25 protein-coding genes and 1 tRNA gene are annotated in these 25,142 nt (G+C 34.9%); 13 read left to right on the top strand and 13 right to left on the bottom strand.

Annotation, left to right across the window (positions count from 1 at the left end; genetic code table 11):
• Positions 1–36: 36 nt before the first annotated feature.
• Genes V7M80_RS08965 through V7M80_RS08995 form a run of 7 tightly spaced genes read left to right on the top strand, consistent with a single transcriptional unit; the run spans position 37 to position 7,646 of the window.
• On the top strand, positions 37–2,415 hold the full coding sequence (locus V7M80_RS08965) for a TonB-dependent receptor (RefSeq protein ID WP_333695546.1): 2,379 nt from the start codon (positions 37–39) through the stop codon (positions 2,413–2,415).
• A 3-nt stretch (positions 2,416–2,418) separates the two neighbouring features.
• Positions 2,419–3,240 carry a DUF4249 domain-containing protein gene (locus V7M80_RS08970; RefSeq protein WP_333695547.1) on the top strand — a complete coding sequence of 274 codons (822 nt, stop codon included), beginning with the start codon at positions 2,419–2,421 and terminating at the stop codon, positions 3,238–3,240.
• Positions 3,241–3,275: 35 nt separating this feature from the next.
• The gene (locus V7M80_RS08975) at positions 3,276–3,938 is read left to right on the top strand and encodes a thiamine diphosphokinase (RefSeq protein WP_333695548.1); all 663 of its coding nucleotides are present in this window, start codon (positions 3,276–3,278) and stop codon (positions 3,936–3,938) included.
• A gap of 60 nt (positions 3,939–3,998) precedes the next feature.
• Positions 3,999–5,987 carry an excinuclease ABC subunit UvrB gene (gene uvrB / locus V7M80_RS08980; RefSeq protein WP_333695549.1) on the top strand — a complete coding sequence of 663 codons (1,989 nt, stop codon included), beginning with the start codon at positions 3,999–4,001 and terminating at the stop codon, positions 5,985–5,987.
• A gap of 57 nt (positions 5,988–6,044) precedes the next feature.
• The gene (locus V7M80_RS08985) at positions 6,045–6,722 is read left to right on the top strand and encodes a peptidoglycan DD-metalloendopeptidase family protein (RefSeq protein ID WP_333695550.1); all 678 of its coding nucleotides are present in this window, start codon (positions 6,045–6,047) and stop codon (positions 6,720–6,722) included.
• Entirely contained in the window at positions 6,719–7,192 is a 474-nt protein-coding gene (locus tag V7M80_RS08990) for a hypothetical protein (protein WP_333695551.1), read from the top strand. Before V7M80_RS08985 ends, V7M80_RS08990 begins: the two co-directional genes overlap by 4 nt.
• Entirely contained in the window at positions 7,173–7,646 is a 474-nt protein-coding gene (locus tag V7M80_RS08995; protein ID WP_333695552.1) for a nuclear transport factor 2 family protein, read from the top strand. The genes V7M80_RS08990 and V7M80_RS08995 overlap by 20 nt, the downstream gene beginning before the upstream one ends.
• Here the strand turns inward: V7M80_RS08995 and V7M80_RS09000 are convergent.
• From V7M80_RS09000 to V7M80_RS09025, 6 genes are read right to left on the bottom strand one after another with little or no spacing between them, the layout of a single operon-like run.
• Positions 7,643–8,686 carry an o-succinylbenzoate synthase gene (locus V7M80_RS09000; protein WP_333695553.1) on the bottom strand — a complete coding sequence of 348 codons (1,044 nt, stop codon included), beginning with the start codon at positions 8,684–8,686 and terminating at the stop codon, positions 7,643–7,645. The two genes, V7M80_RS08995 and V7M80_RS09000, sit on opposite strands and share 4 nt — an antisense overlap.
• Before the next feature lie 3 nt (positions 8,687–8,689).
• Positions 8,690–9,367, bottom strand: coding sequence for a metal-dependent hydrolase (locus V7M80_RS09005; protein ID WP_333695554.1), 678 nt, complete (start codon positions 9,365–9,367; stop codon positions 8,690–8,692).
• A 12-nt stretch (positions 9,368–9,379) separates the two neighbouring features.
• Positions 9,380–10,321, bottom strand: a complete 942-nt coding sequence (gene menA, locus V7M80_RS09010) for a 1,4-dihydroxy-2-naphthoate octaprenyltransferase (RefSeq protein ID WP_333695555.1) — start codon at positions 10,319–10,321, stop codon at positions 9,380–9,382.
• Positions 10,322–10,365: 44 nt separating this feature from the next.
• Positions 10,366–11,868, bottom strand: a complete 1,503-nt coding sequence (locus V7M80_RS09015) for a PH domain-containing protein (protein ID WP_333695556.1) — start codon at positions 11,866–11,868, stop codon at positions 10,366–10,368.
• Positions 11,858–12,445: a PH domain-containing protein gene (locus V7M80_RS09020; protein WP_333695557.1), complete on the bottom strand. Its 588-nt coding sequence runs from the start codon at positions 12,443–12,445 to the stop codon at positions 11,858–11,860. The genes V7M80_RS09015 and V7M80_RS09020 overlap by 11 nt, the downstream gene beginning before the upstream one ends.
• Positions 12,446–12,465: 20 nt before the next feature.
• Positions 12,466–13,305, bottom strand: a complete 840-nt coding sequence (locus tag V7M80_RS09025; protein WP_333695558.1) for a 1,4-dihydroxy-2-naphthoyl-CoA synthase — start codon at positions 13,303–13,305, stop codon at positions 12,466–12,468.
• A gap of 60 nt (positions 13,306–13,365) precedes the next feature.
• Between V7M80_RS09025 and V7M80_RS09030 the strand changes: the two genes are divergently transcribed.
• From V7M80_RS09030 to V7M80_RS09040, 3 genes are read left to right on the top strand one after another with little or no spacing between them, the layout of a single operon-like run.
• A complete protein-coding gene (locus V7M80_RS09030) occupies positions 13,366–13,887 on the top strand; it encodes a hypothetical protein (protein WP_333695559.1) in 522 nt (173 codons plus the stop codon).
• A 3-nt stretch (positions 13,888–13,890) separates the two neighbouring features.
• Positions 13,891–14,325: a PH domain-containing protein gene (locus V7M80_RS09035; protein WP_333695560.1), complete on the top strand. Its 435-nt coding sequence runs from the start codon at positions 13,891–13,893 to the stop codon at positions 14,323–14,325.
• Positions 14,326–14,377: 52 nt separating this feature from the next.
• Positions 14,378–15,586: a serine hydrolase domain-containing protein gene (locus tag V7M80_RS09040; RefSeq protein ID WP_333695561.1), complete on the top strand. Its 1,209-nt coding sequence runs from the start codon at positions 14,378–14,380 to the stop codon at positions 15,584–15,586.
• Position 15,587: 1 nt separating this feature from the next.
• On the opposite strand, the gene V7M80_RS09045 is transcribed toward V7M80_RS09040, so the two are convergent.
• On the bottom strand, positions 15,588–15,872 hold the full coding sequence (locus V7M80_RS09045; RefSeq protein ID WP_333695562.1) for a hypothetical protein: 285 nt from the start codon (positions 15,870–15,872) through the stop codon (positions 15,588–15,590).
• Position 15,873: 1 nt separating this feature from the next.
• Complete coding sequence (locus V7M80_RS09050) at positions 15,874–16,707, bottom strand: CvfB family protein (RefSeq protein ID WP_333695563.1); 834 nt, start codon at positions 16,705–16,707, stop codon at positions 15,874–15,876.
• 112 nt (positions 16,708–16,819) lie between these two features.
• Between V7M80_RS09050 and V7M80_RS09055 the strand changes: the two genes are divergently transcribed.
• Positions 16,820–16,969 carry an SsrA-binding protein gene (locus tag V7M80_RS09055; protein WP_333695564.1) on the top strand — a complete coding sequence of 50 codons (150 nt, stop codon included), beginning with the start codon at positions 16,820–16,822 and terminating at the stop codon, positions 16,967–16,969.
• On the opposite strand, the gene V7M80_RS09060 is transcribed toward V7M80_RS09055, so the two are convergent.
• Positions 16,966–17,478, bottom strand: coding sequence for an adenine phosphoribosyltransferase (locus V7M80_RS09060; protein ID WP_333695565.1), 513 nt, complete (start codon positions 17,476–17,478; stop codon positions 16,966–16,968). The genes V7M80_RS09055 and V7M80_RS09060 overlap by 4 nt on opposite strands.
• A 69-nt stretch (positions 17,479–17,547) precedes the next feature.
• Between V7M80_RS09060 and V7M80_RS09065 the strand changes: the two genes are divergently transcribed.
• A tRNA-Arg gene (locus tag V7M80_RS09065) sits at positions 17,548–17,621 on the top strand.
• 79 nt (positions 17,622–17,700) lie between these two features.
• Here the strand turns inward: V7M80_RS09065 and V7M80_RS09070 are convergent.
• Positions 17,701–19,224, bottom strand: coding sequence for a DUF4394 domain-containing protein (locus V7M80_RS09070; RefSeq protein ID WP_333695566.1), 1,524 nt, complete (start codon positions 19,222–19,224; stop codon positions 17,701–17,703).
• A gap of 271 nt (positions 19,225–19,495) precedes the next feature.
• Between V7M80_RS09070 and V7M80_RS09075 the strand changes: the two genes are divergently transcribed.
• On the top strand, positions 19,496–20,068 hold the full coding sequence (locus V7M80_RS09075) for a pentapeptide repeat-containing protein (protein WP_333695567.1): 573 nt from the start codon (positions 19,496–19,498) through the stop codon (positions 20,066–20,068).
• Here V7M80_RS09075 and V7M80_RS09080 read toward each other — a convergent pair whose 3' ends face one another.
• The 3 genes from V7M80_RS09080 to V7M80_RS09090 all read right to left on the bottom strand — a co-directional run.
• Positions 20,069–21,937 (bottom strand): OmpA family protein, encoded by a 1,869-nt coding sequence (locus V7M80_RS09080; protein ID WP_333695568.1) that lies wholly within the window; start codon positions 21,935–21,937, stop codon positions 20,069–20,071. It lies immediately after the preceding gene.
• A gap of 10 nt (positions 21,938–21,947) precedes the next feature.
• Entirely contained in the window at positions 21,948–22,892 is a 945-nt protein-coding gene (locus tag V7M80_RS09085) for a PorP/SprF family type IX secretion system membrane protein (RefSeq protein ID WP_333695569.1), read from the bottom strand.
• 12 nt (positions 22,893–22,904) lie between these two features.
• Positions 22,905–25,142, bottom strand: a 2,238-nt coding sequence (locus V7M80_RS09090) for a gliding motility-associated C-terminal domain-containing protein (RefSeq protein ID WP_333695570.1), incomplete at its 5' end; no start/stop codon positions are given.

The raw sequence follows: 25,142 nt of genomic DNA on the forward strand, positions 1-25,142 counted from the left end.
GAAAAAAAATCATCAATTTTGTTAAAAAATTTGCTTATGTCGTTAAACAAAATAGCATTTCAATTTATCCTTCTTTTCATTTGTTTATCAAATGGTGTGGCTCAAGAAAAATTTACTTTAAGTGGTACCGTAACAGACAAGCGTAGTAATGAATCGCTGTATGGTGTTACTATCTTTGTAACCGATCTGAAAACAGGTGCCACAACCAATGAGTACGGATTTTTTTCTTTGTCACTACCAAAAGGAACTTACCAAATTGAAATAAGTTTTCTGGGGTATGAAACCCTTACAGAATCTGTAATATTAGACAAAAATATTCGAAAAAACTTCAGTTTATCAGAAACCACTCAACAGTTGAAAGAGGTTATCGTTTCGGAACGCAAATTAAAATCTGAAATTAAAAAGCCCGAAATGAGTGTAAATAAACTTTCTATCCAAGAAGTCAAAGAGATGCCAGTATTGCTAGGAGAAGTAGATATTGTAAAATCGTTACTCACTTTGCCGGGTGTAACCAGTGCCGGTGAAGGGCAATCGGGTTTTAATGTTCGAGGTGGTGGTGCCGATCAAAATTTAATCCTTTTAGACGAGGCAACTATTTATAACTCTTCGCATTTATTTGGTCTTTTTTCTGTGTTTAATCCCGACGCCATTAAAGATTTAAAACTTTACAAAGGGGGTATCCCGGCTCGTTATGGTGGGAGATTGTCTTCGGTTTTGGATATTTATCAAAAGGAAGGAAACAGTAACGAATTCCACATGAATGGAGGCATCGGACTCATTTCAAGCAGATTACTAGCAGAAGGACCACTTCAAAAAAGTAGAGGTTCATTTCTTGTCGCAGGAAGAGGAACCTATGCCCATTTGTTTTTAAAACTGACAGACAATAACAATTCGGCTTATTTTTATGATTTAAATACCAAATTGAGTTATAAAATCAACGATAACAATAACATTTACTTCTCCGGTTATTTTGGAAGAGATGTATTTACACTCAACAATACTTTTGTGAACACTTATGGTAATGCTGTTTTAAATTTGCGTTGGAATCATCTGTTTTCCGACAAACTATTCAGTAATATGTCATTGATATACTCGGATTATTATTATGGTTTAGAACTCGACTTTATTGGATTTGAATGGAATAGTGGGATTAAAAACTACAATTTCAGATACGATTTTAAACATTATGTTAATGATAAATTAAAACTTACCTACGGAGCCAATGCGATATATTACACTTTCAATCCCGGTAAAATTGAACCCAGCCGCCCCGATTCCGGAATCAATCCCGATCAATTGGATCGAAAATATGCCTTTGAATCGGCTTTGTATTGGGATGCAGAACATCAAATTTCAGATAAAATAGCTGTATCCTACGGACTTCGCTACAGTAATTTTTTACGATTAGGGGAACAAACTCTAAACGTTTATGAAAACAATCAAGCCGTAATTTTCAATCCAACTTTTCAAATCTATGAAAGTGCAGAACCCATAGGGACAAAATATTATGGTAGAAACAAAACCATTGCACAATTTGACAACTGGGAACCCCGATTGGGAATTTCCTATGCTTTAAACGACCGCCAATCGATAAAGGCCAGTTACAATCGCATGAGTCAGTATTTGCATTTGATATCAAACACTCAATCCCCCACTCCATTGGATGTTTGGGCTCCCAGCGACTCCTTTTTAAAACCCCAAATACTGGATCAATTCGCTCTGGGATATTTTCAAAATTTTAAGGAGGATGCTTATTCATTAGAGGTAGAAACCTATTACAAAAAAATACAAGATCGGGTAGATTACATTGATGGAGCCAATTTAATAGCCAACGAAGCCATAGAACGCGTAGTCTTAAACGGTCGTGGTAGAGCTTATGGTCTGGAAATTTTGTTCCGTAAAAATGAAGGTCGTTTCAACGGATGGTTGGCCTATACCTTAGCTCGAACCGAACAACAAGTTGCAGGAAGAACTCCAGAGGAAACCGGTATTAATAATGGAGATTGGTATAAAACCGGATTTGATAAACTTCATGATTTATCATGTGTAGGAAACTACAAATTGAATGAAAAATGGCGTTTTGGTGCCAATTTTTCACTGCAAACCGGACAACCCGTGACATTTCCCAACGGACAATACGAATATTTAGGTATTACAATTCCCAATTATACGAGTAGAAATGACAGCAGACTCCCCACCTATCATAGATTGGACGTTTCAGCTACGCTAACTCCAACTAAAAATAAAAATCGTACCTGGCAAGCAGAATGGGTTTTTGGGATTTACAACCTTTACAATCGTCAAAATGCAGCCTCTATCACTTTTAGACAAAATGATGAAACCGCAAGAAATGAAGCCATTCGACTCTCTATTTTTGGAATTGTACCAAGTGTAACCTATAACTTTAAATTTTAAACTATGAAAAAATTACTATATCTCTTGGCCATAATAAGCCTTGGAATTTTTACAAGTTGTGAAGAAGTTATCGATGTAAATCTTAAAACTGCCGAACCACGATTGGTTGTTGAGGCCTCAATCAATTGGATTAAAGACACCCCAGGAAATATACAAGCAATTCGACTTTCTACCACAACCGGCTATTTTGATACTGAAATCCCTCCGGTAACCGATGCCGAAGTTCGGATTTCCAATAGCTCGGGAACAATTTTTACTTTCAGTGAAATTGACCAACCCGGATTGTACATTTGCTCTAATTTTGTACCGGTGGTAGGTGAAACATATACTCTTACCATAGTATACCAAGGCGAAATTTACACATCCACTGAAAAACTCTTAGCAACTCCAGCCGTAACTCGAGTTGAACAACGCAATGATGCAGGCGTTTTAGGTGAAGACATCGAACTGAAATTCTTTTTCAATGACATTCCCAATGAAACCAATTTTTACTTTTTAGGCATATTTGATCCGTATAAAGTCATCCCCGAATACGGCGTCTTAGAAGACCGATTTTTTCAAAATAATGAAATGTTTGGATTGTACTTTAGTGATAAATTTAAACCAACTGATACAGTAACTTTTACCATGAGTGGTGTTTCACAACAATATTTCAATTACATGAACATTCTATTGGCTCAAGCCGGAACGACGAGTGCGGGACCTTTTAGCACTCCAACATCAACGGTAAGAGGAAACATAGTCAATCAAACGAACTTCAGTAACTTTGCATTAGGTTACTTTAGGTTGGGAGAAACCGAAGTAAAAGAATACATCATTGAATAATTTTTTCAAAATAACGGTTAATTCGATTAAAATAAATGTCATCACACCACATTGTCAAAGACGACCAAGAACCCGCTTTAATAATTGCTAATGGAGCTTCATGCAGTGAAGAACTCTTGGGTCAATTACTGGAATGGTCGCCTATAGTCATTGTTTTGGATTCAGCTATAAGTCGTGTGATGGAGTTGGGCATTAAAGTAGATGTTTTACTAGGGGATTTTGACAGAGATTTTGACACTCAGTATTACAAAGAAATTCAATATCCTCTTGAAATCATACACACACCAGATCAGAACAAAACCGATTTAGAAAAAGCATTTGATTATCTAATTGAACGAAAAGTACCCGCCGTAAATGTAGTTTGGGCTACGGGAAAAAGAGCCGATCATACCATAACCAATATTACATCTATAGTAAAATACAGAGATCTTTTGAAAATTGTCTTGTTTGATGATCATTCAAAAATATTTTTACTTCCCAAAAAGTATGAAAAATGGTATCCGGCTCAATCGGTAATTTCACTTATCCCAATTGGAGCGGTTCAAGGTATTCACTCGCACAATTTATTTTATCCTTTAGCCAATGATTCACTTACCATTGGTTACCGAACCGGCAGTAGCAATCACGTTGCACAAGATGGAATTGTTACTATTATTCATGAAGAAGGCGATTTGATTTTAATGGAATGCTGGGATTAATTCTATCCCAAAAATGATTAACTTAGCCAATCTGTAACACCGCTCCTTAGTCACTCAAAAATGAAATTCCAAGTTATATCCGAATACCAACCCACTGGAGATCAACCCCAAGCTATTGAAAAATTGGCTAATGGAATTTTCAATGGTGAAAAATACCAAACCTTATTGGGAGTTACCGGTTCCGGAAAAACATTTACTGTAGCCAATGTTATTGAAAAAGTGGAAAAACCTACATTGGTTCTTGCTCATAATAAAACTTTAGCGGCCCAATTGTACTCTGAGTTCAAACAATTTTTTCCTAATAATTCTGTACAATATTTTGTCTCTTATTACGACTATTACCAACCGGAAGCTTACATTCCGGTAACAGGAACCTATATAGAAAAAGATTTATCTATTAATGACGAACTGGAAAAACTGCGTTTAAGTACCACATCTGCACTCCTTTCGGGAAGAAGAGATGTAGTAGTAGTGGCTTCCGTATCCTGTTTGTATGGAATTGGAAACCCGGTAGAATTTCAAAAAAATGTTATTTCAGTTGATAGAGGTCAAATCATTTCTCGCACTCAATTACTGCACCGATTGGTACAAAGCTTGTATTCGAGAACCGAAGCCGAATTTTTACCCGGAACATTTCGCATTAAAGGAGACGTGGTTGAAATTTTTCCAAGTTATGCAGATGAACCCTTTAGAATTCATTTTTTTGGAGATGAAATTGAAGAAATTGAAGCATTTGATGCTAAAACAGCCCAAGTAATGGAGCGTTACAGCAAACTCAACATTTACCCTGCCAATATGTTTGTAACATCTCCGGATGTGTTGCAAAATGCCATTTGGGAAATCCAACAAGATTTGGTTAAGCAAGTGGATTATTTTAAGGAAACCGGAAAACATTTGGAAGCAAAACGTTTGGAAGAAAGAACAAATTTTGACTTAGAAATGATTCGAGAATTAGGCTATTGTTCCGGAATTGAAAATTATTCGCGTTATCTAGATGGCAGACTCCCGGGAACTCGTCCGTTCTGTTTATTAGATTATTTCCCCAATGACTACTTGATGGTGGTTGATGAGAGTCATGTAACCCTATCGCAAGTTCATGCTATGTATGGCGGAGACCGAAGTAGAAAAGAAAACTTGGTAGAATTCGGATTTCGTCTTCCGGCAGCCATGGATAACCGCCCGTTAAAATTTGAAGAATTTGAAAGTCTACAAAATCAAGTAATCTATGTTTCTGCAACTCCAGCCGATTATGAATTACAAAAAAGTGAAGGGGTTTATGTTGAACAAGTTATCAGACCCACAGGTTTATTAGATCCAATCATAGAAATACGCCCAAGCTTAAACCAAATAGACGATTTAATTGAAGAAATCCAAGTGCGATGTGAAGCCGATGAACGGGTTCTGGTTACAACATTAACAAAACGCATGGCGGAAGAATTAACCAAGTACTTAACCAAAGTTTCCATTCGCTGTCGCTACATTCACTCGGATGTTGATACGTTAGAACGAGTTGAAATCATGCAAGATTTACGCAAAGGATTGTTTGATGTGCTCATTGGAGTTAACTTATTGAGAGAAGGACTTGATTTACCGGAAGTTTCTTTAGTTGCTATTTTAGATGCCGATAAAGAAGGCTTTCTTCGCAGTCATCGTTCTCTAACGCAAACTGTTGGTCGAGCTGCTCGAAATGTAAATGGAAAAGCCATCATGTACGCCGATAAAATTACAGCTTCCATGCAAAAAACTATTGATGAGACCAATTACAGAAGAGAAAAACAAATGGCCTACAATATCCAAAAAGGAATTGAGCCAAAAGCTTTGAATAAAAGCTTAAACAATGCTCTAAGTTCTAATTCGGTTTCAACTTCGTATTATGAAGAGAAAATTTTAAAAGCTGCAGAACCGGAGAGTTTGTATTTATCAAAATCGGAAATAGAAAAAAAGATACGTGAATTACGAAAGTCAATGGAGAAAGCAGCTAAAGAACTCAACTTCTTAGAAGCTGCAAAACTGCGAGATGAAATAAAAACGTTACAAGAAAAAATATAATACGAATTCTGCAACGAATTTTTTATTAGTTCCATTCATTTATAGTTTAGTACAATTATGGATTCATTCGAAAAATGGCTCTCAGAACAAAAAGATACTCAGGTAATTGATAAACAGTTTTCAAAATCGGATTATGTTCCGGTAGATTTGTCTATTAATTCAAAGTTATTTCAATTTCAAAATCCCACAACTGCCGATGACTATGAAGTAATTCTAAAAAAATACATTGCTTTAAAAAAAGGAAAAGTAGGTTTTGGAGGGTATTTGGAGAAAAGAAATTTATACCAAAGAAGTTCTTTATTTACCCAATCCAGTTCAAACAATCGTTCTATACATTTGGGTATAGATCTTTGGATAGATGCCGGAACTCTTATCTTAGCAGCCTTTGATGGAGAAATTCATAGTTTTAAGAACAACACCGCATTGGGAGATTATGGACCAACTATACTTTTAAAACATACGTTAAATTCTTTCCATTTTTATACGCTTTACGGACATCTTTCGTTAGAAAGTATAAGCGAACTAAAAATGGGACAATTTTTTAAAAAAGGAGAAAAAATTGCTACTTTAGGTGAAGCCAAAGTAAATGGAGATTATGCACCACATTTGCATTTTCAAATCATTCGAGACATTCAAGATTTTCAGGGTGATTATCCCGGAGTTTGCAGTGAAGAACAACTGTCTTTTTATCAAAAAAATTGTCCGGATCCTAACTTAATTTTACAACTTTCATGATCAAAAAAATCTTCTTATTTCTAATCTTTATATTTTTAATTGGATGTAAATCTAAATCCACCCTAACCCATCCAGAAAATAAACCAACTTATACACCTATCACTTTAAATCAGGCAAATAGTACATTAAAAAAACGGGCCTATGAATTGGGAAAAAGAGTGCTCATGACCTGTAACACTTCAACTTTCAAACCGTTTACATCAGAAGAAGCTACTACAGAAGTTATCCAAAAAGTTAATAAAGATCGTATTTCTGAAACCTGTCAAAATATTATTAAATCGTTTGGGAAGTTCAATGACATTAAACTTATTGAAGTTTACCGAATAGAAACGGAACAATTGACTGTTTTTAGATACAAATGTGATTATGAAAAGAAATACCGTATCAAAGAACTTCGTATAACAATGAATGATGCAAAACAAATAACAGCACTAACTACAATTGATTGGAATGACACCTTCAGCTATTGAAATAGTAAAGCAATTTTACACCGCTTTTCAAAACGGAAACAGTCAAGCTATGAAAGCTTGTTATAACGAGCAGGCCCTTTTTTCAGATCCGGTTTTTGGTTTATTGAACTATACCGAAGTATCCGCAATGTGGGAAATGCTTTTAAAACGAAGTAAAGGAAACTTAAGTATAACTTTCGATGATATTATCCAAAACAATGATATTGTTTGTGTTACGTGGATAGCTGAATATAGTTTTGGAAAAGAAAACAGACGTGTTAAAAACATCATAAGAGCCAAAATTAAATGTAAAGACGGCAAAATAATAGAGCATCATGACTCTTTTGATTTATGGAAATGGAATCGAATGGCTTTGGGCTGGAAAGGTGTACTTTTAGGGTGGACACCCTTTATGAAAAGAAAAATAAAAGCTCAAGCATTACAATCACTTAACACCTATCTTAACAGAACTTAAAGAGAAATTGCTTCAGTATTCCACTTTAGATTTGGATTGTATCCAATTTGACCTTTTTCAATAAACAAAGGCGAATCAAAATTGTTCGTATACAAGCCTCCGGTTCCTAAACCCTGAGGCAAATGATTTCGCAAGGTATATGTCCATTGAGCAATGGCATTCAATCCAATATTACTTTCTAATGCAGATGTAATCCACCATCCAATTTGAAGTTCTTCGGCAAGGGAAATCCATTCTTGCGAACCTCTAAACCCACCCACCAAACTAGGCTTTAGAATGATGTATTGTGGCTTGATTTTTTCCAACAAAAGGCGTTTTTCTTCTTTAGAAAAAACACCTATAAGCTCTTCATCTAAAGCAACAGGAAAAGGACTACTTTTACACAATTCTGCCATCATGTCAGGTTGATTTTTGGGAATAGGCTGCTCAATGCTATGTATTTTATAACCAGATAATTGATTTAGTTTATATAAAGCTTCATTTGAATTGAATGCCCCATTGGCATCCACTCGGATTTCTATAACATTCTCATCAAAATGTTGTCTAATAAATTGCAATAATCCCAATTCTGTATCAAAATCTATTGCTCCAATTTTCATTTTTATACATCGAAAACCTTGAGCTAATTTTTCTTCTATTTGAGATTTCATAAACGCTTCCTCACCCATCCAAACCAATCCGTTTATGTTCATCCTTTCTTGACCGGAGGTAAATGGTGAGGGAAATAATTCAAAGGGGGTTTTAGCTTCGAGGGACAAAAATGCCATTTCAATACCAAATTGAATAGAGGGGAATTCCATTAAACTTTCCCAAAGTTGATTCCTTCCCAAATGAATATTTTGACAAACCCATTGCAGTTTCTCTTCATAATCGGGACGATCGTCAATACTTAAGGTTCTCAAAATACCACACTCTCCTATTCCCCATTTCCCATTTTTTTCTAAAATGATAAACCAGGTTTCCTTTTGTGTTAAAACTCCTCTTGAAGTACCCGAAGGTTTTTTAAATTCAAGTAGGTATTTCTGATAGCATGCTTTCAAAGGTTACAGTTCAATAAATTCTCCGATTCCTAATAACATTAAATCTTTCCCACTACTAAAGAACTTCTTAATTGCGTCTTCATGATTGATTTCGATGTAACCAAATGTATCATAGTGAACTCCCAATACTTTATCACATTCAACAAACTCTGACGCAATAATGGCATCTTCTACATCCATAGTAAAATTATCTCCAATAGGAAAAATGGCCAAATCCAGTTTGGTTCGTAGTGGAATCAATTTCATATCCATAGTTAGAGCTGTATCTCCTGAAATGTAAATATTTTTATGTTCGCTTTCGATAACAAAACCTCCGGGATTTCCCCCGTATGTTCCATCCGGAAATGAACTGGAATGAACGGCATTTACATATTTTACTTTTCCAAAATCAAATTGCCAACTTCCGCCATGGTTCATGGGGTGCGTATGAAATCCTTTATTGCCATAATAGGTGGCAATTTCCCAATTGGAAACAATAACGGCTTGAGTTCTTTGAGCAATAGATTCTACATCTAAAATATGATCTTGGTGTGCATGTGTAAGCAAAATATAATCTGCTTTCAATGTATTTACATCGATGTGAGCAGCACGAGGATTTGCCGTTATAAAGGGATCCACCAAAATATGTTTTCCACTCACTTCAATACTTAATGAAGCATGACCTAAAAATGTAATTTTCATAGCTATATATTTTTAAACAATTACGTCAGAAATAAAGTAAATCAAGCATAATGACAACAAAAGAGACACCAAAAAAGTACTGATTGCCAATCGTTTCAACTCCGGATCCAAATCAGCCGGATTCTGATTTCTTTTAACCCGCATTATATGAGATATTAGTGGTAAAAAAACAATCAAATAGAGGTATTGATCTAGAGCAAAGTCTTGAATAATTCCAAAAATAAATAATAAAACCATTGCTGTTATTAAAAGAAAATAATGGTATTGTTTTGCCTTTGCTCCTCCTATTTTTACTACAATGGTATTCTTTCCGGCTTTTCTATCCGATTCTTCATCACGCATATTATTCAAATTCAAAACCCCAACACTCAAAAACCCAATTGCAATTGCCGGTAGTAGAAGTGTCCAGTCCAAATATTTAGAAAACATAAAATACGAACCGTAAGTACTAACGAGTCCAAAAAACACAAAAACAAATAAATCTCCAAAGCCCTTATAACCGTAGGCTTTTTTTCCTACTGTGTAGCGTATAGCTGATGCAATTGCTACAATTCCAAGTAATAGAAAAAAAATAGAATAATAGAAATACTTGAATTCAAACGCAAAATAAATGAGAAGAACTGAAAAGATAAAAGTGACTAAAGCTGTTATGAAAATGGCTAATTTCATTGATTTTGGTGAAATAACTCCGGACTGTATAGCTCTTTTGGGTCCGATTCTATCCGAATTATCAGTACCTTTTACTCCATCGCCATAATCGTTTGCAAAATTTGACAAAACCTGAAGACCAATTGTGGTAAGTAAAAGCAAAATAAATATTCTCCAACTGAATACTTGAGTTGGAGTCAGAACCGTATCGGTAGGTTTTGCCAAGGCATAAAAACTTCCCACAAGTATTCCGGAAACTGATAAAGGTAATGTTCTCAAACGTGCGGCTTCAATCCAATGTTTCATGATTTAATCAATTATTTAACTACAAAGGTAATTTAATTTATATGCTACATCCAATTTTTTTGGGTTTGCTCTACATGATAGAGCCACAAATCAATCCAAGGTTTAATTTTTGAAAATGAAATATAATTAAAATGAAGATCTCCGGCAGCCGTATGTAGGGTAAGATGAACTAAATCTGACTTTTTATGCCAAAGGTATTGTTTTGTGGTCACGCCTTGAATTTTATATGTTTCGAGATATATTAAAGCTACATCCCAGGCATTTTGTTTCACCGCAACAAACTCTCTTCCAAGAAAAAGAGTTGCGTTTTTGAATCTAAAATAAACCAAAATACTAACCAGTAAACAATACAATACAACACCTATCCAGTAATTCTCTAAATGTGAGAATCCCAAAATCCAAAATCCAACATAAACAGATACCGGTATAAAGACACCATACAAGAAAGCAAAAATTAAAAATCGAATGTTGGGTTTTAAAATTTCCTTAAAATTGGGATGGGTTGATAAAATCATTTTCAGTAAGGTCTCTTTTTCAATAGGATCACATCCCGGAACATCAACTGCAGACTCCTTAGATGGATTTTGATCCGGATTGGCTGAAGTAGCCTGCTTTATGACTAAATCAAACAAACTTAACTTTTGCTGAAAATAATTTTGTCTAATTGAGGTTAACTGAACTTTTACAGGACGTAATAACGTATTTTTTTTAGCCAATAAACCTTGTGAAACAGCCAATGCTCCTTTGTCTAATTTTATAGTGTAATTGAAATATTTAACAACTGTCCGAATTAAATTAAATAACAGCAAAACTATAAGTCCTAAAAAAACAAATACCGAAATTGAAAAAAAGGCCATCCCTTTATCAATCCATGTGTTTACAAACTCTTCATCTACCGTTTTAGATTCTATAACATCTTGAAAACCGCCATAAATTGATGCGAAGAAACCAATAATCAATGCAATACTTCTACCATAATTTGAAGTGAGTCCAACTTTCAAAAGAGTAAGGCCTTTTAATTTTATGAAGGGATGCTCAGAATTTGAATGCGACTGCAAAAGAATTGGCGTGGTATCTTTGACAGCCAATAAAGTTTCTTTGAGATAAAGAGCTAAATCATTATCGATGGCTCTCAAACTTACTTCTTTTTTTGAACTACCTGCGGTATCAACATCTAAACTGTAAACTCCAATTAGTTTTTGAATGAGAGACTGGTTGATTGTAACTTGTTGAATTTTTGAAAGTTGAATAGTTATTTTACTTTTCTTAAAAACTCCTTTGTTTATAATAAACTCCTTTTGTTTTATATCGAGATAAAAGGTGAAATTTCGGTATTGCAAATAGGCTAAGGCTATTAAAAAAACTGTAATTCCCAATACAATTAATGCCATTATGCCCAACTTGGTAGTATCCAATTTGTATAAAAGTAAAAGAATTGGAGCCCACATTGCTCTCACAAACTCCTGAATGGAGTCTGCAAACAGTATAACAATTCCCTTAATGGATTGTCGTTGTGGTAATGAAAAATCATGTCCTTTAGTTTCCATCACTAACAGAATTGTCCGTTTCGTTTGGCAATAATTCGTCAGAAGAATTTACTTCAACATTATCTTCTTCCAAACTGATTTGATTCAATAGAAATAATTTAATTTTCTCTGCTGTAGATTTTGGTATTCCGGGTATACTGATGTCACTAGAACTACCACCGGCTGTAAATATTTGCAATTCACACAAACCAAAAAATCTAGATAAAATTCCTTCATGAATTCCAACATGCTGAATTCGATTTATTGGAATCACCGTTTGATGATTTGCTAGCACTCCTTTTCGCAACATAATATCTTTTTCTCGCAAGGCATACCCTTTATTACGAACACTAAAATAGGAAAAGACAAAAAGAACTAAAATAAGAATTCCTATACCCAAGAACAACAGTAGGGTGTAAAATGAATCCAGATTACTAAAATACTTCACCAGAGTTGCAATACCTAGTAACACTATCGAAATAAATGAATTACTTAAATACACGACTTTAAAGTAGGATCGCTCCAACGGAGTCAACGGTACCGTTTCTAATTGAGGTAATCCTTCAGGAAACCGAACCGCATTTGAAAAATCATTCATAGCTTTTTTTGATCTTTAGTTTAGGGAATCCATTTTTTTTCAAAATTAGGTTTTCGTTTTTCCAAGAAAGCATTTCTTCCCTCGATAGCCTCGTCTGTCATGTAGGCAAGACGTGTAGCTTCTCCGGCAAATACTTGTTGTCCTACCATACCGTCATCTGTTAAGTTCATGGCAAATTTCAACATTTTGATAGAAGTTGGTGATTTTGCCAATATTTCCTGTGCCCATTCATAAGCGGTATCTTCCAATTCGGCATGAGGAATAACAGCATTAACCATTCCCATTTCAAAAGCTTCTTGAGCAGAATAATTACGTCCAAGAAAGAATATCTCTCTGGCCTTTTTTTGACCCACCATTTTTGCTAAATAAGCCGATCCGTAACCTCCATCAAAACTGGTAACATCGGCATCGGTTTGTTTAAAAATAGCATGTTCTTTACTGGCTAAAGTCAAATCGCAAACGACATGTAAACTATGACCTCCACCCACAGCCCAACCTGGAACTACTGCAATTACTGCTTTGGGCATAAAACGAATTAAACGTTGAACCTCCAATATATTCAAGCGGTGCATACCGTCGTCTCCTACATAACCTTGATGCCCACGAGCTCTCTGATCTCCTCCGCTACAAAACGAATAAACCCCATCTTTTGGAGATGGCCCTTCGGCAGAAAGAAGAACAACACCAATAGACGTATCTTCTTGTGCATCATAAAAGGCTTGGTACAACTCGGCTGTAGTTTTGGGTCTAAAAGCATTGCGAACTTCCGGGCGATTAAAAGCAATACGTGCTACACCATTGCATTTTTTATAGGTAATATCTTCAAATTCTTTTGCGGTTTTCCATTCAATTTTTGACATAATCTCTTATTTTATCACGTAAAAATAGTACTTTTAGATTTTGAAACCGAAATTTTCACCATGAAAAAAAGCACACTAGCAGTAATTCTTTTATTTTTAGGTTTTTATCTAAACGCACAATCTATATACACTCCCGAATACAGTTTAACTTTACCGGGCACCCCCACTGTAAATGAAGAGCAAGTAGTTACAGAAGCAGGAACTGCTCTAATTAAAATGTATCAAGTTTTACACGAAGGAAGTTTAATTTTAATGTTGGATTCAACGTATCCTAACGAACTAAACATCTCGGCTTCTGAAGAAGTAGCTCTAAAAATTTTGAAAAATTCTAAAGAGGGCTCAATTCAAAACTTAGCCTCTCAATTGGGACAAACTGCAATTGTTATAAAAGAAGAATCTACTCTTTTTCAGGATAAACTCACAGCATTACATTCGGTCAGTAAAGTAGGTCCTTATTATGCCGTGGTATATAATTTTGCCAAAAAACATAAACTTTTTTCTATCTTGGTTTTTTCAGAAACTCTTGAAAAAGCAGAAAACGTAAGTTCAGGTATTAAATCTTCTTTCAAATTTAGAACTTAAATTATGAAATTTAAATCATCTGTACATCAATTAACCGGCTGGGTGCTTGTTTTAAGTGCCGGAATTTGTTTCCTTTCCGGAGTATTGATTTTAAAATTATCAGTACCTGAAACTTGGATTGCTTTTGTGTTGTTTACCTCTGTAAGTCTTTTATGTATGTGGATTTTACTTGATACTAATTATGTATTAGGAACAGAAAATTTACACTATAAAACCGGCCCTATTCGGGGTAAAATTGCCATTCAATCCATTCGGTCTGTTGAGTTTGTAGACAGTTGGGCACCACCAAGTTTTACCAAAGCATCTCTAGACAAAGAAGGCTTGTATATAAAATACAATGGCTTTGATGATATCTTTATATCTCCTAAAGACAGGCACGCCTTTGTTAATTACCTGTTGACAAGTAATCCTAATATTTTGATAATTAAAAAGGAGTGACCGCAAAAAAAGTTTAGATTTGTGTTTACCAAAATCATCTAAATACCAATTAATGCAACTCACTAAAATCGCACAGGTACTGATTATCGTACTTTTTTCGATTTCCTGTCAAAAAAAGGAGGAAGCTCCTCTTCTTGCCCTACATGTACCTGAAACTTTAGAAGAAACAGTTAAAGATACCAATACCATTACTATTCCATTAGGACTTGAATTGCAAAAACCCTCTGCCCTTTTTTTACAAGAAAAAAGTGAAGCTGTTGCAAAATACTATCAAAAATACATTGGACAATCTGATTTTAGCGGTTCATTTATTGTGGCTAAAAACGGAACCGTAATTTATGAAGATTACAAAGGATATGCTGATTTTAATTCCAAAAAAGAGATTGATGCTTCAACTCCTATTCATCTAGCTTCTATCTCCAAAGTGTTAACTGCTACTTTGGTACTTAAGCTTACACAAGCCGGTTTAGTAGAATTGGATCAAAAAGTGCAACATTATATACCCAATTTTCCCTATTCTCAAACAACGGTAAGAACCTTATTAAATCACAGAAGTGGCTTACCGCATTATTCCAGATTTGGCGAAACGATCAAAGGATGGAATTCAAAAAAATTACTTACCAATGCAGATGTTTTGACCTATTTGTCAAAACATAAATTTCCTCTCCTATCCAAAAACAATTCAACTTTTAATTATTGCAATACAAATTATGCCATTTTAGCATTAGTCATTGAAAGTGTAACCGAATTATCATATCCTGAAGCCATGAAAAAAATGGTTTTTGAACCCTTAGAAATGAATGACAGTTTTGTTATAGATTTTCCCAATCAAAAAAAGGAGGTCTGTCAATCCTATAAGTCAAATTATGTCAATTACGGATGGGATCAATTTGATGCTATATATGGAGATAAAAACATATATGCAACTCCCAGAGACTTGGTAAAATTTGATTTGGCTACCTATTCTGCCGATTTTCTATCTGCGGCACTTTGGGAAGAAGCTTTGAAGGGATATAGTTATGAAAAAAAAGGACAAAAAAATTACGGATTAGGTATTCGCATTCGGGAGTGGGAAACGGGACAAAAAGTACATTATCATAATGGTTGGTGGCACGGTAATACAACCTCATACACAACGTTAAAAAATGACACTATAGTTATTGTTGCTCTTGCCAATAAATACACCCAAAAAACGTACAAGGCTATGAAGTTGGCTTCCTTATTTGGAGACTACCCCTTTGAACTGGAAGAAACTCCATAAATTAAAGCCATTCTATTTTCAAATGTCTGAAGATAAATAACATGGTTGTTAAGTTCAGTACAATTCCAATCCAATAATTCATATTCCAATCCTCTCGGTTGGTGGCAATTTTTGCCATTCCGAATAGAGGTAAAAATAAAATCAATATTCCGGTAGGTATCCACAAGAAATCAAACTCTAAATTCCACATTTGTACTAAATGCATCGGAAAAAAAAGAGTCCAAAACATCAAAACAAGAGTAAAAATACTCAGCCCGAGATATACTTTACTGAGATCGCGTTTCATTTTATTTTTTGAGATAAATACCGTCTTCTTTAATTTCAATCTGCTGATTTTTATAAAGTGTGCCAATCGCTTTTTTGAAAGCTTTTTTACTCATTTTGAGTACGGTTTTAATATCTTCGGGGTTACTGTTGTCATGCAACCTCAAAAATCCTTTATTAGAGTGCAATTCATTTAAAATAATTTGAGCATCATCACCTATAGATTCCAATCCGGATTTGCGAAGACTAACATCAATTTTTCCATCCGGACGAATCGATTTAATGTAACCCAAAAGTTTATCACCCGGTCTGATTTTATCGGTATACACTTCATTTTTGTATACCAATCCCTTATGAGTACCGTTTATTATTACATTAATTCCCATATCGGTTATGTGAGATATAATCAAATGAACTTCATCTCCGACTTCGTTTTCAAACGGATTTTGGTTTAGAAATTGATTCAACTTACTTGAAGCAACCAATCGATTTGTTTTGGCATCCAAAAACAAGTAAACTAAATACCTTTTGCCTTGCTCCATAGGCCGTGCTTGTTCTTTGAATGGAACAAATAAATCTTTTTCCAATCCCCAATCTAAAAAAGCCCCAAAATGATTGGTATAATTTACTCTTAAAAAAGCAAAATCATTAAGTGTAATATAGGGTTTTAAAGTTGTAGCAACAGGACGTTCTTCATGATCTAAATATACAAACACATTGAGTTCTTCTCCAATTTCAAACTTTTTAGGAACATATTTTAGAGGTAACAATACATCATTTTGACCATCGGTTAAAAATAATCCAACCGGAGTTGAACGATTGATGGTGAGAGTATGATAGGTTCCGAGTGTAAACATATTTATAATTTTAAGCAAAGGTACAAATTAAGCAATGAATCTGATTGGAAAAGAATTAAAACACAAAAGACTAAAACCAACAAATTTTAATATTTTAGCTAAAAAAATAACCATGTACAGACTGTTAGCTCAAATTAACAAAATCCTATTACCGAGTTTTACCAAAAAAAGAATGGATTTATCTAAAGTCAAGAAATGGCAAATGGCAATCCTAGCATGGAGATACTACATAACCTGTAGAGCTTTGGATGAAAAAAATTAATAATTCATAGCAGCATAAATGTCGTATCCTTTTATTTTTTCTCTCCCATGAAGGAATGATAATTCCATCAAAAAATTGACCTGTACTATTTCGCCTCCCAATTGCTCCACCAAATCACAAACCGCTTTTGCAGTTCCTCCGGTAGCCAAGACATCATCATGAATTAAAACTTTGTCTCCTTTTTCAATAGCATCTATATGAATTTCCAACGAATCGGTACCATATTCTAACTCGTATGAAGCCGATACAGTCTCAAATGGCAATTTTTTTGGTTTTCTAACCGGAATAAAACCCGCATTAAAATGATGTGCCAATAAGGTTGCAAAAAAGAACCCTCTACTCTCTACCCCTATTACTTTATCAATTTTTTTATCTTTTAAACTACTGATTAACAACTGCAAACATTCTTGAGTTGCAGCTGCATTTGCCAAAAGTGGTGTAATATCTTTAAAAATAATTCCCGGCTTAGGAAAGTTGGCTATATCTCTAATAAAAGGTTCTAGTGCCATAAAATGAGTTTTTAATTGAATTTAGGTTTGCAAGTTACACAAAAATACCTATATTTGCACCCGCAATAAGGCCTCGTGGCGCAACTGAATAGCGCATCTGATTACGGCTCAGAAGGTTACAGGTTTGAATCCTGTCGAGGTCACTAAAAACAAAAAAACGCTAAAGTATCTTTAGCGTTTTTTTTATTTTTAAAATCTAAAATTTACATTCCAAGCGAAACTTTAAAAACCCAATCCTACTGCCATAGCGGTAACATCCATTTGAAAAGAAGTTACTAATGTAGCGGCTCCTGAAGTAAGATTGATACTGTAAACTCCTCTATTTCCATTTACCGTAAATAGACCAAAGGCACTATTACTCATGCCGCCAATATCAAAGCCGTTTGAAGACTCAATATTGATCCCTAAGGATCCAACTGGTACTAATACTCCATCATTAGGTGGATTCTGAGTGTAAAGCATATTGGTGTTTGAATCTACAACATATAACAAAGTTGAAGTTGCCGATGCAACATTATTGGTATAGGCAGCTCCTGTAACTACCGGTGAACCGGGATTTAAATTCCCATCTGTAGCAACAACAGTTCCTAAATCGGGATGTAAACGTAGATTTTGTCCTGAACTACTTACCAATCTAATACGATCTACAGTTGGATTGAAATCAAAACCAAATGAAGTTCCTGACAATACAGGTGAGAGTGAGGCACCAACTTGTGTTGCTTGTCCGTTCGCGGTATTTAATGTTAATAATCTGCTTTGATTAGTTACTGCATACAAAATACCTTTTGCCGGACGAAAATCTAACCCAACAACTTGTTCACCTGTTGATAAACCAGCTATATCTACAGAATTGGTCATTCCATTTAATGGATTGAATCGCAATAATTTATTGTCAGCTGTAGTAGCGAATGCAACCGGATTGGTTTTGAATGCTAAACTGATTACAGGTAAACCAAAAGTACCTACCCAATTTGCTTTACCGGACATTAAATTTATAGTATACAATTTGGATACATTTTCATGAAAAGTTACAGCCAAAGCTACTGAATTATCAGGGTTTATATCAAAATCACCCAAACCGTTAAAATCTAGAGTAAGGTTTCCGACAAACTCCAAACCACCATCATTTGGAGGAGTTTGAACATAAAGTTTGTCTTCTTGGAAATCAATATCAAAAAGCTGAGTAGAAGTTGCACCTGCCATACTGTTGGTATAGGCAACAGCTCCAATTCGTGGAGCATTTCCTCCATTTATAGAACCATCAGTTGCTACAACGGTTCCGAGTTCGGGATGTAATCGCAAATTTTGACCGGATTCTGTTACCAATCGGATGCGGTCTACAGTTGGATTAAAATCTATAGAAGCATTTGCACCGGAAACCATCGGATTTAGAGGAAGCTCGTTTAAGGGAGTTGCCAATCCGGAATTCTCACTAATAAAATATAATCTTCCGCTACTGCCCAAACCATAGAGTTGACCAGTTGCAGGACGATAATCAATACTAGTTAGAGTTTCGCCAGATTGCAAACCGGTAATGGAGACCGTTCCTAACGGACTGTTCAAATTCTGGGCATTGTAAAATACCAATTGGTTGGCATTGGTTAATCCGGTAAAATTGGCATCGGGTGCCATACCGGTCATAGGGTTGTTACCTGAAGTATCATCATCACTACAAGCTACTAAGGTTAATCCGAAGATAATTCCTGCTACAACATTTTGAATTACTTTGAATGTGTTTCTTTTCATGGGATTTAATTTTATAGTTCAATAGGATTTACGTATTCCTTTTGAACTTGGTTTTATTTTATATATTAAAAAAAACAATTTTTATACAAAATGCTCATTATTAAATTATTACACAACAACAAAAAAAAAAAAAACATAAAACCAAGACTCGATTTCAAATTCTTTTGCTTCTTCATCCAAAAAAGGCCGTTTGATAAAGGCATAGGGTGTGTGATGAACTACTATCCCACCTAAAAGTATTACTTTTGGAAATTAAAACTTGAATCTAGATATGCATACGGATTACAATTACAATGTAGAATTTGAAAACCAAAATTTGGAACGCAATTCTATTAGATATAAATCTTTTGAAAATTGCATCTTCAAAAATTGTGATTTCTCATCTTGTGATTTTACAGGTGTAGTATTTGTAGAATGTCATTTTTACAATTGCAATTTTAAAGAAACTAAAATTAATTATGTATCCTTGCGAGACGTTCAATTTACCGGATGCAATTTTACGGCTGTAAATTTTGCTATGACTGATCAAGTAATATATAATTTTAATTTTACAGATTGCTTATTGGATTATGCTCAATTTTACAGTTTAAAACTCAAAAGAATTCAATTTATAAATTGCAGTATGATTGCGGTTGACTTTATGAATACCGATTTAAGTGAAGCCCTTTTTGACCATTGCAATTTAAGAAGAGCTGTTTTTATGGATTCGAATTTACAAAAAGCCGACTTTTATACCAGTTTTGATTATGAAATTGACCCTGAAAAGAATAAAATAAAAAAAGCAATCTTTTCAACCGAGGGATTAAAAGGATTGCTTTGCAAATACGATTTAATTGTAAAATAATTATTTTAAAATTATAAATTCACAACGTCGGTTTATAGAATGTTCAACTTCGGTACAGGTATCTCCACATTTAATAAGTGGCACTCTTTCTCCATACCCTTTAGATCGCATACGATTACGACTGATTCCTTTGGACACCAAATATTCCAATGCAGCTCCGGCTCTATCATGTGAAAGTCTCAAGTTGTAGGCATCCGAAGCACGAGAATCGGTATGAGCACCCAATTCGATTTCCATTCGGGGATACTTTTTCATAATGGCAACCAATACATCCAAAGTTCGTGCTGCCTCTTCTTTGATATCCCACTTATTCAAATCAAAATATATGTTTTCCAACTGAATGTAAACCAATCCGTCCGGCTTGGTTACGATAATTTCTTCTGCATCATCATAAGATTCAATTTCAAGTTCTATCACAAAGCGAACTCTTCCATCGTCTGTAGTTTCAAAAATCTCTGTTTTTGAGTCATAAAAATCACGTTCTGCTACTATTTTATATTTTGTATTTGGCTCGGAATTAAACGTATAATCTGCGTTTTCACCTACAATGAGCTGTCCAACTAATTTGTCATTCATATCATACAAAGTCACAGTGGTTCCCGGTAGCAACTGCTTCGTATTTTTATCGCGAACTTCACCCTCAACGGCAAATTTTCTTTCGTTTTCTTTTCTGGTGAATGTATATAGATTATCTTGTCCTTTTCTGTTGGAAGAAAAATACCCTAAATTTTCATTGGGGACAACCACAAATGCAAAATCATCCATACCGGAATTTAAAGTTTCCCCTAAATTGAGCGGTTTGGCATAAACGTTATTGTATAATTTAGACATGAAAACATCTAGTCCGCCCAATCCTTGATGTCCATCTGATGAAAAATACAAGGTTTCATCTACATCTACAAATGGAAATTGTTCTCTGTGCTTGGTATTGATGGTTTCGCCTAAATTAACTGGTTCTCCATAAGTTCCGTCAGCATTTACATCAACATAAAAAATATCAAATGAGCCCAACGAACCAGGTCTGTCACTGGAAAAGAATAATCGCTTATTATCGGGACTCAATACCGGATGCTGACATGAAAATTGATCACTAGAAAAAGGCAATTCTATTACATTATCCCATTTAGAATCAACCCATTCTGCTTTATATATTTTTACTGAAGCAAATTTTTCATTTCCTACTTCAACCATTTTTGAATTGGTTCTGGAAAAATACATAATCTTTCCATCACTGGAAAAGGTTGCCGAACTTTCATGAGTTGGAGAATTGATTTTATCTGAAAACGGAACAATGTTTTCCAATGTTCCATCTTTAGAGACTTGGGCTTGAAATAAATCCAGATAAGGTTTTTCATTCCATTTATAAATTTTACTTTTGGTATTTCGAGTAGATGCAAAAACAACTTTATCTCCAAAAATGGAAATTCCAAAATCGCCCAATCCATTTTTCTGCATGGGTTTACATTCGTAATTAAACGGAATAATATTTACCAAATGCTCTTTAAATTTTTGTGTATTAACGGTGTAATTCAAGTAGGAACTCATAATTAAATCAGCCTTCTCATATTCTCCAATACCTTTTAACGCATGTGCATATCTAAAAAGATATTCCGATTTTAAACTGTCTTTGTATGTAAAATAAAGTTGAGCATAATGTTTTGCCGCAAATTTCATTTCGGAATTAAAATAATAACTATCTGCAAGGTTTTGCAATATATTTTTAGAAGGTTCTAAACTTTCGTACATTTTGGCGGCATCTACATAAGCTTTATTCGCAAATAATTCATTTGCTTTTTTTTCAGAGGGCTTTTGACTCCAACCTACAAAAAAGAAAACTAAAAAAAATAAAGTTAGCGTTTGTTTTTTCATAATCTATTCCTTAGAAAAATCTCGGTGATTTATCATAACCACGACCTGTTTTGGTTTTATTGATATCGAACAGAAGCATAATCTCATGTGAACCGGAATTAAATCGGCCTAAATTAGTAACTGTATAGTCATAGGCATATCCAATACGAAGTGCCGGCGATATTTTAAAATTTACTAATCCCGAAACGGCATCGCCAAACCGATACCCAGCCCCTATTTCGAAAACTTCATTTATCAAAAAATTGGAAGTAAAATCAAAAGAAACCGGGGCTCCGGCAACCGCCTTAACCATAAAAGCCGGTTTGTATTTTAAATTAGAATTTAGATTCAAAACATAACCACCGGTAAAAAAATAATGAATCGATTCTACTCCAGTAGCTATAATTCCATCTTGGCGTTCCAAATGTTTGGTTTCCAATAGATTTGGAGCAGATAATCCTACATAATAATTTTCTCCAAAATAATAAGCTCCTACCCCTACATTGGGAAAAGTACGGGTTAAATTGGATGCGAAAGCCGGATCTGGCAGTTCATCAGAATAAACAAAACCATTAAAATTGGTACTAAAAAAAGTAGCCCCGCCCTTGATTCCAAGAGCCAATTTTGAATTTTCATTCCATCGAATTGTATAGGAAAAGTCTATAAAAGTTGAGGTTTGTTTAACCACATCACCTATTTCATCGTGAACAATAGATAGTCCGGTTTCAACATTTTTACCCAAAGCCGTATGCCCAAAAAATGTCCCTGTTGTAGGGCCACCAACAGATCCTACCCATTGTGCTCTGTACAAAGCTCCAAAAGAATAGAGTTCAGGATTATCTGTTGCATAAGCAGGGTTAATAACGCTCATATTATACATATATTGAGTATAATGCGGATCTTGCTGTGCCAACGAAATGAATCTCGAATGGATTAATAGGGCTAACACTATATATAATTTTACTTTCTTTTTCATTTTACAAACATATTATCTACTCAAATACAATCTTCCTTGCAACGGTTTTCGAGCTCCATCATTAAAGTTCAATATAAAGAAATATACACCAACCGGTAATTGGTTTCCACCCACTTGAATTCCGTTAGACGAAGTTCCGTTCCAATCGGGCTTATCTTTATTTCCTTTATACAAAATAGTTCCGTATCGATTGTAAATTTCTATTGTGAAATTAGGATAGAGCGTTCGTATATTTTTAATTTCAAAAGCATCATTAATTCCATCTCCGTTTGGTGAAAAGCCATCCGGAATTACAATATCTGGTAATTGACAGTCAGAAATTGTTACCGGTACTTCTAGCCTAATAATACTTTCACAACCTAAACTATTACGAATACTAGCATAATAGGTTACGCCATTCTCCAATGGATGTGAATTTGATAAAACATTACCATTTTGAGCTGAATCGTACCAAACTATGGTTTGACTTGAAGTAATCAGGTCATTCAAATTAGAAATTGTTGCAGAATCACTTTCACAAAATTCAACAGAAGTGGTATTAATCTCTGGAGTAGGAACATTTTCTAAAATTATAGAAACCGGTAAAAAAGTATGTCCAGAAATCCCACAAGCTCCAGGAGTTTGAGAGTTTAAAGGTTCAATGCTTAAGGTAATTGAGCCGATTGCATTTAATAAACCAGCTGGGATAATTAAAGTCCCATTTCCGTTTGTAATACCTATTTCTGTTTGAACATTTGCAGTTACAACACCTGAAATTTGATAATTAACAGTATACGTTCCATTGGATAAATTTGTAACTCCCGAAAGTGTAACGCTACCTTCTGCATTTAAACAAACTGAAGACACAACTGGTTGAACTTCAGAAATAACAGATAATGGTAGTATTACAAATTCTTTTGTTACTCCTACATTCAAATTAACGCAACCTGAAGTCGTATTATTTATTGAAACAATTAACAAATTATAAGTTCCGGCCGCTGTAAAAACAGATCCAGGAATTGTAAAACTAGCTTGACCATTTTCAATTACTACATTAGAAGCACTTCCTGTTACCGGGTTCGCTCCCGGAATACTATAAGTTATTTGATAAACTCCATCTACCAATCCTAAAGCATTGGATAAAGCTACCAAAACGTTTTCTCCCAAACAAACCTGAGGAATTTGAATAGATGTTGCATCTATTTGAGGCAATGGCAATACTGTAAATGAAATGTTATAATCTGAAAATGAGGTTATACATCCATTTGAATCTGAAATTAAAGTTAAAATAGTAAGTTGCGAAACTCCTGAATTTGCAATCAATGATGCATCAATTGTAAATTGAGCTTCCCCATCATTTGAAATAAAAGAAAGTGTTTGCTCAGATGAATTATTGGCACCGGATATAACATAGGTAAGCGTATAATTTCCATCGGGTAAATTGAACAAACTAACTATAGTAGAATTACCTTGACAAAATGGAGTAACTATAGAAATATCTTCTAAAACTAATTGAGGACCATCTGTTAAAATGAATCGAACAGATTCATTTGCATTACCACATTCGTTCTGAACCGTATAAGTAAATGTATTTTCACCAGAAATGAGAGTATCAAAACTAACTGGATTTTGTACTGTATCGCCATTACTATTAGTCCAAATTCCACCGGTTTGTTGCGTTCCATCTAATAAAAGGAATAAATCTAAACTCATTACGCTTCTACAATAGGTTTGTACTCCTGTAAAATTACCCGCATCAGGCTCGGCAACTACTGTTACTGTTACCGTAGCGGTTTGTTCCAAACAAGGGGATGTACCACTTACCGTATAGGTGTAAACCCCTTGTGGGTCAACACTCGGATTGAATATGCCACTGCCACTAGCCAAGGCCGGTGACCAAACCCCGCCTGCATCGGGGGTGCCTTGTAAACTCGCAAATAAATCTACTGGGGCTCCACTCTCACATACTGTCAACAACCCATTGCTTCCCGCATTAGGTGGACTCACCAAACTTACAGTTACCGTACTACTTTGACTCGTACAAGGTGATGTGCCACTTACCGTGTAGGTGTAAACCCCTTGTGGGTCAACACTAGGATTGAAAATACCACTACCACTAGCTAAGGCCGGTGACCAAACTCCTCCCGCATCGGGGGTGCCTTGTAAACTCGCAAATAAGTCAACCGGGGCTCCACTCTCACATACTGTCAACAACGCATTGCTTCCCGCATTAGGTGGACTTACCAAACTTACGGTTACTGTACTACTTTG

This window comes from Flavobacterium sp. (genome assembly GCF_036759525.1).
Lineage (GTDB): Bacteria > Bacteroidota > Bacteroidia > Flavobacteriales > Flavobacteriaceae > Flavobacterium.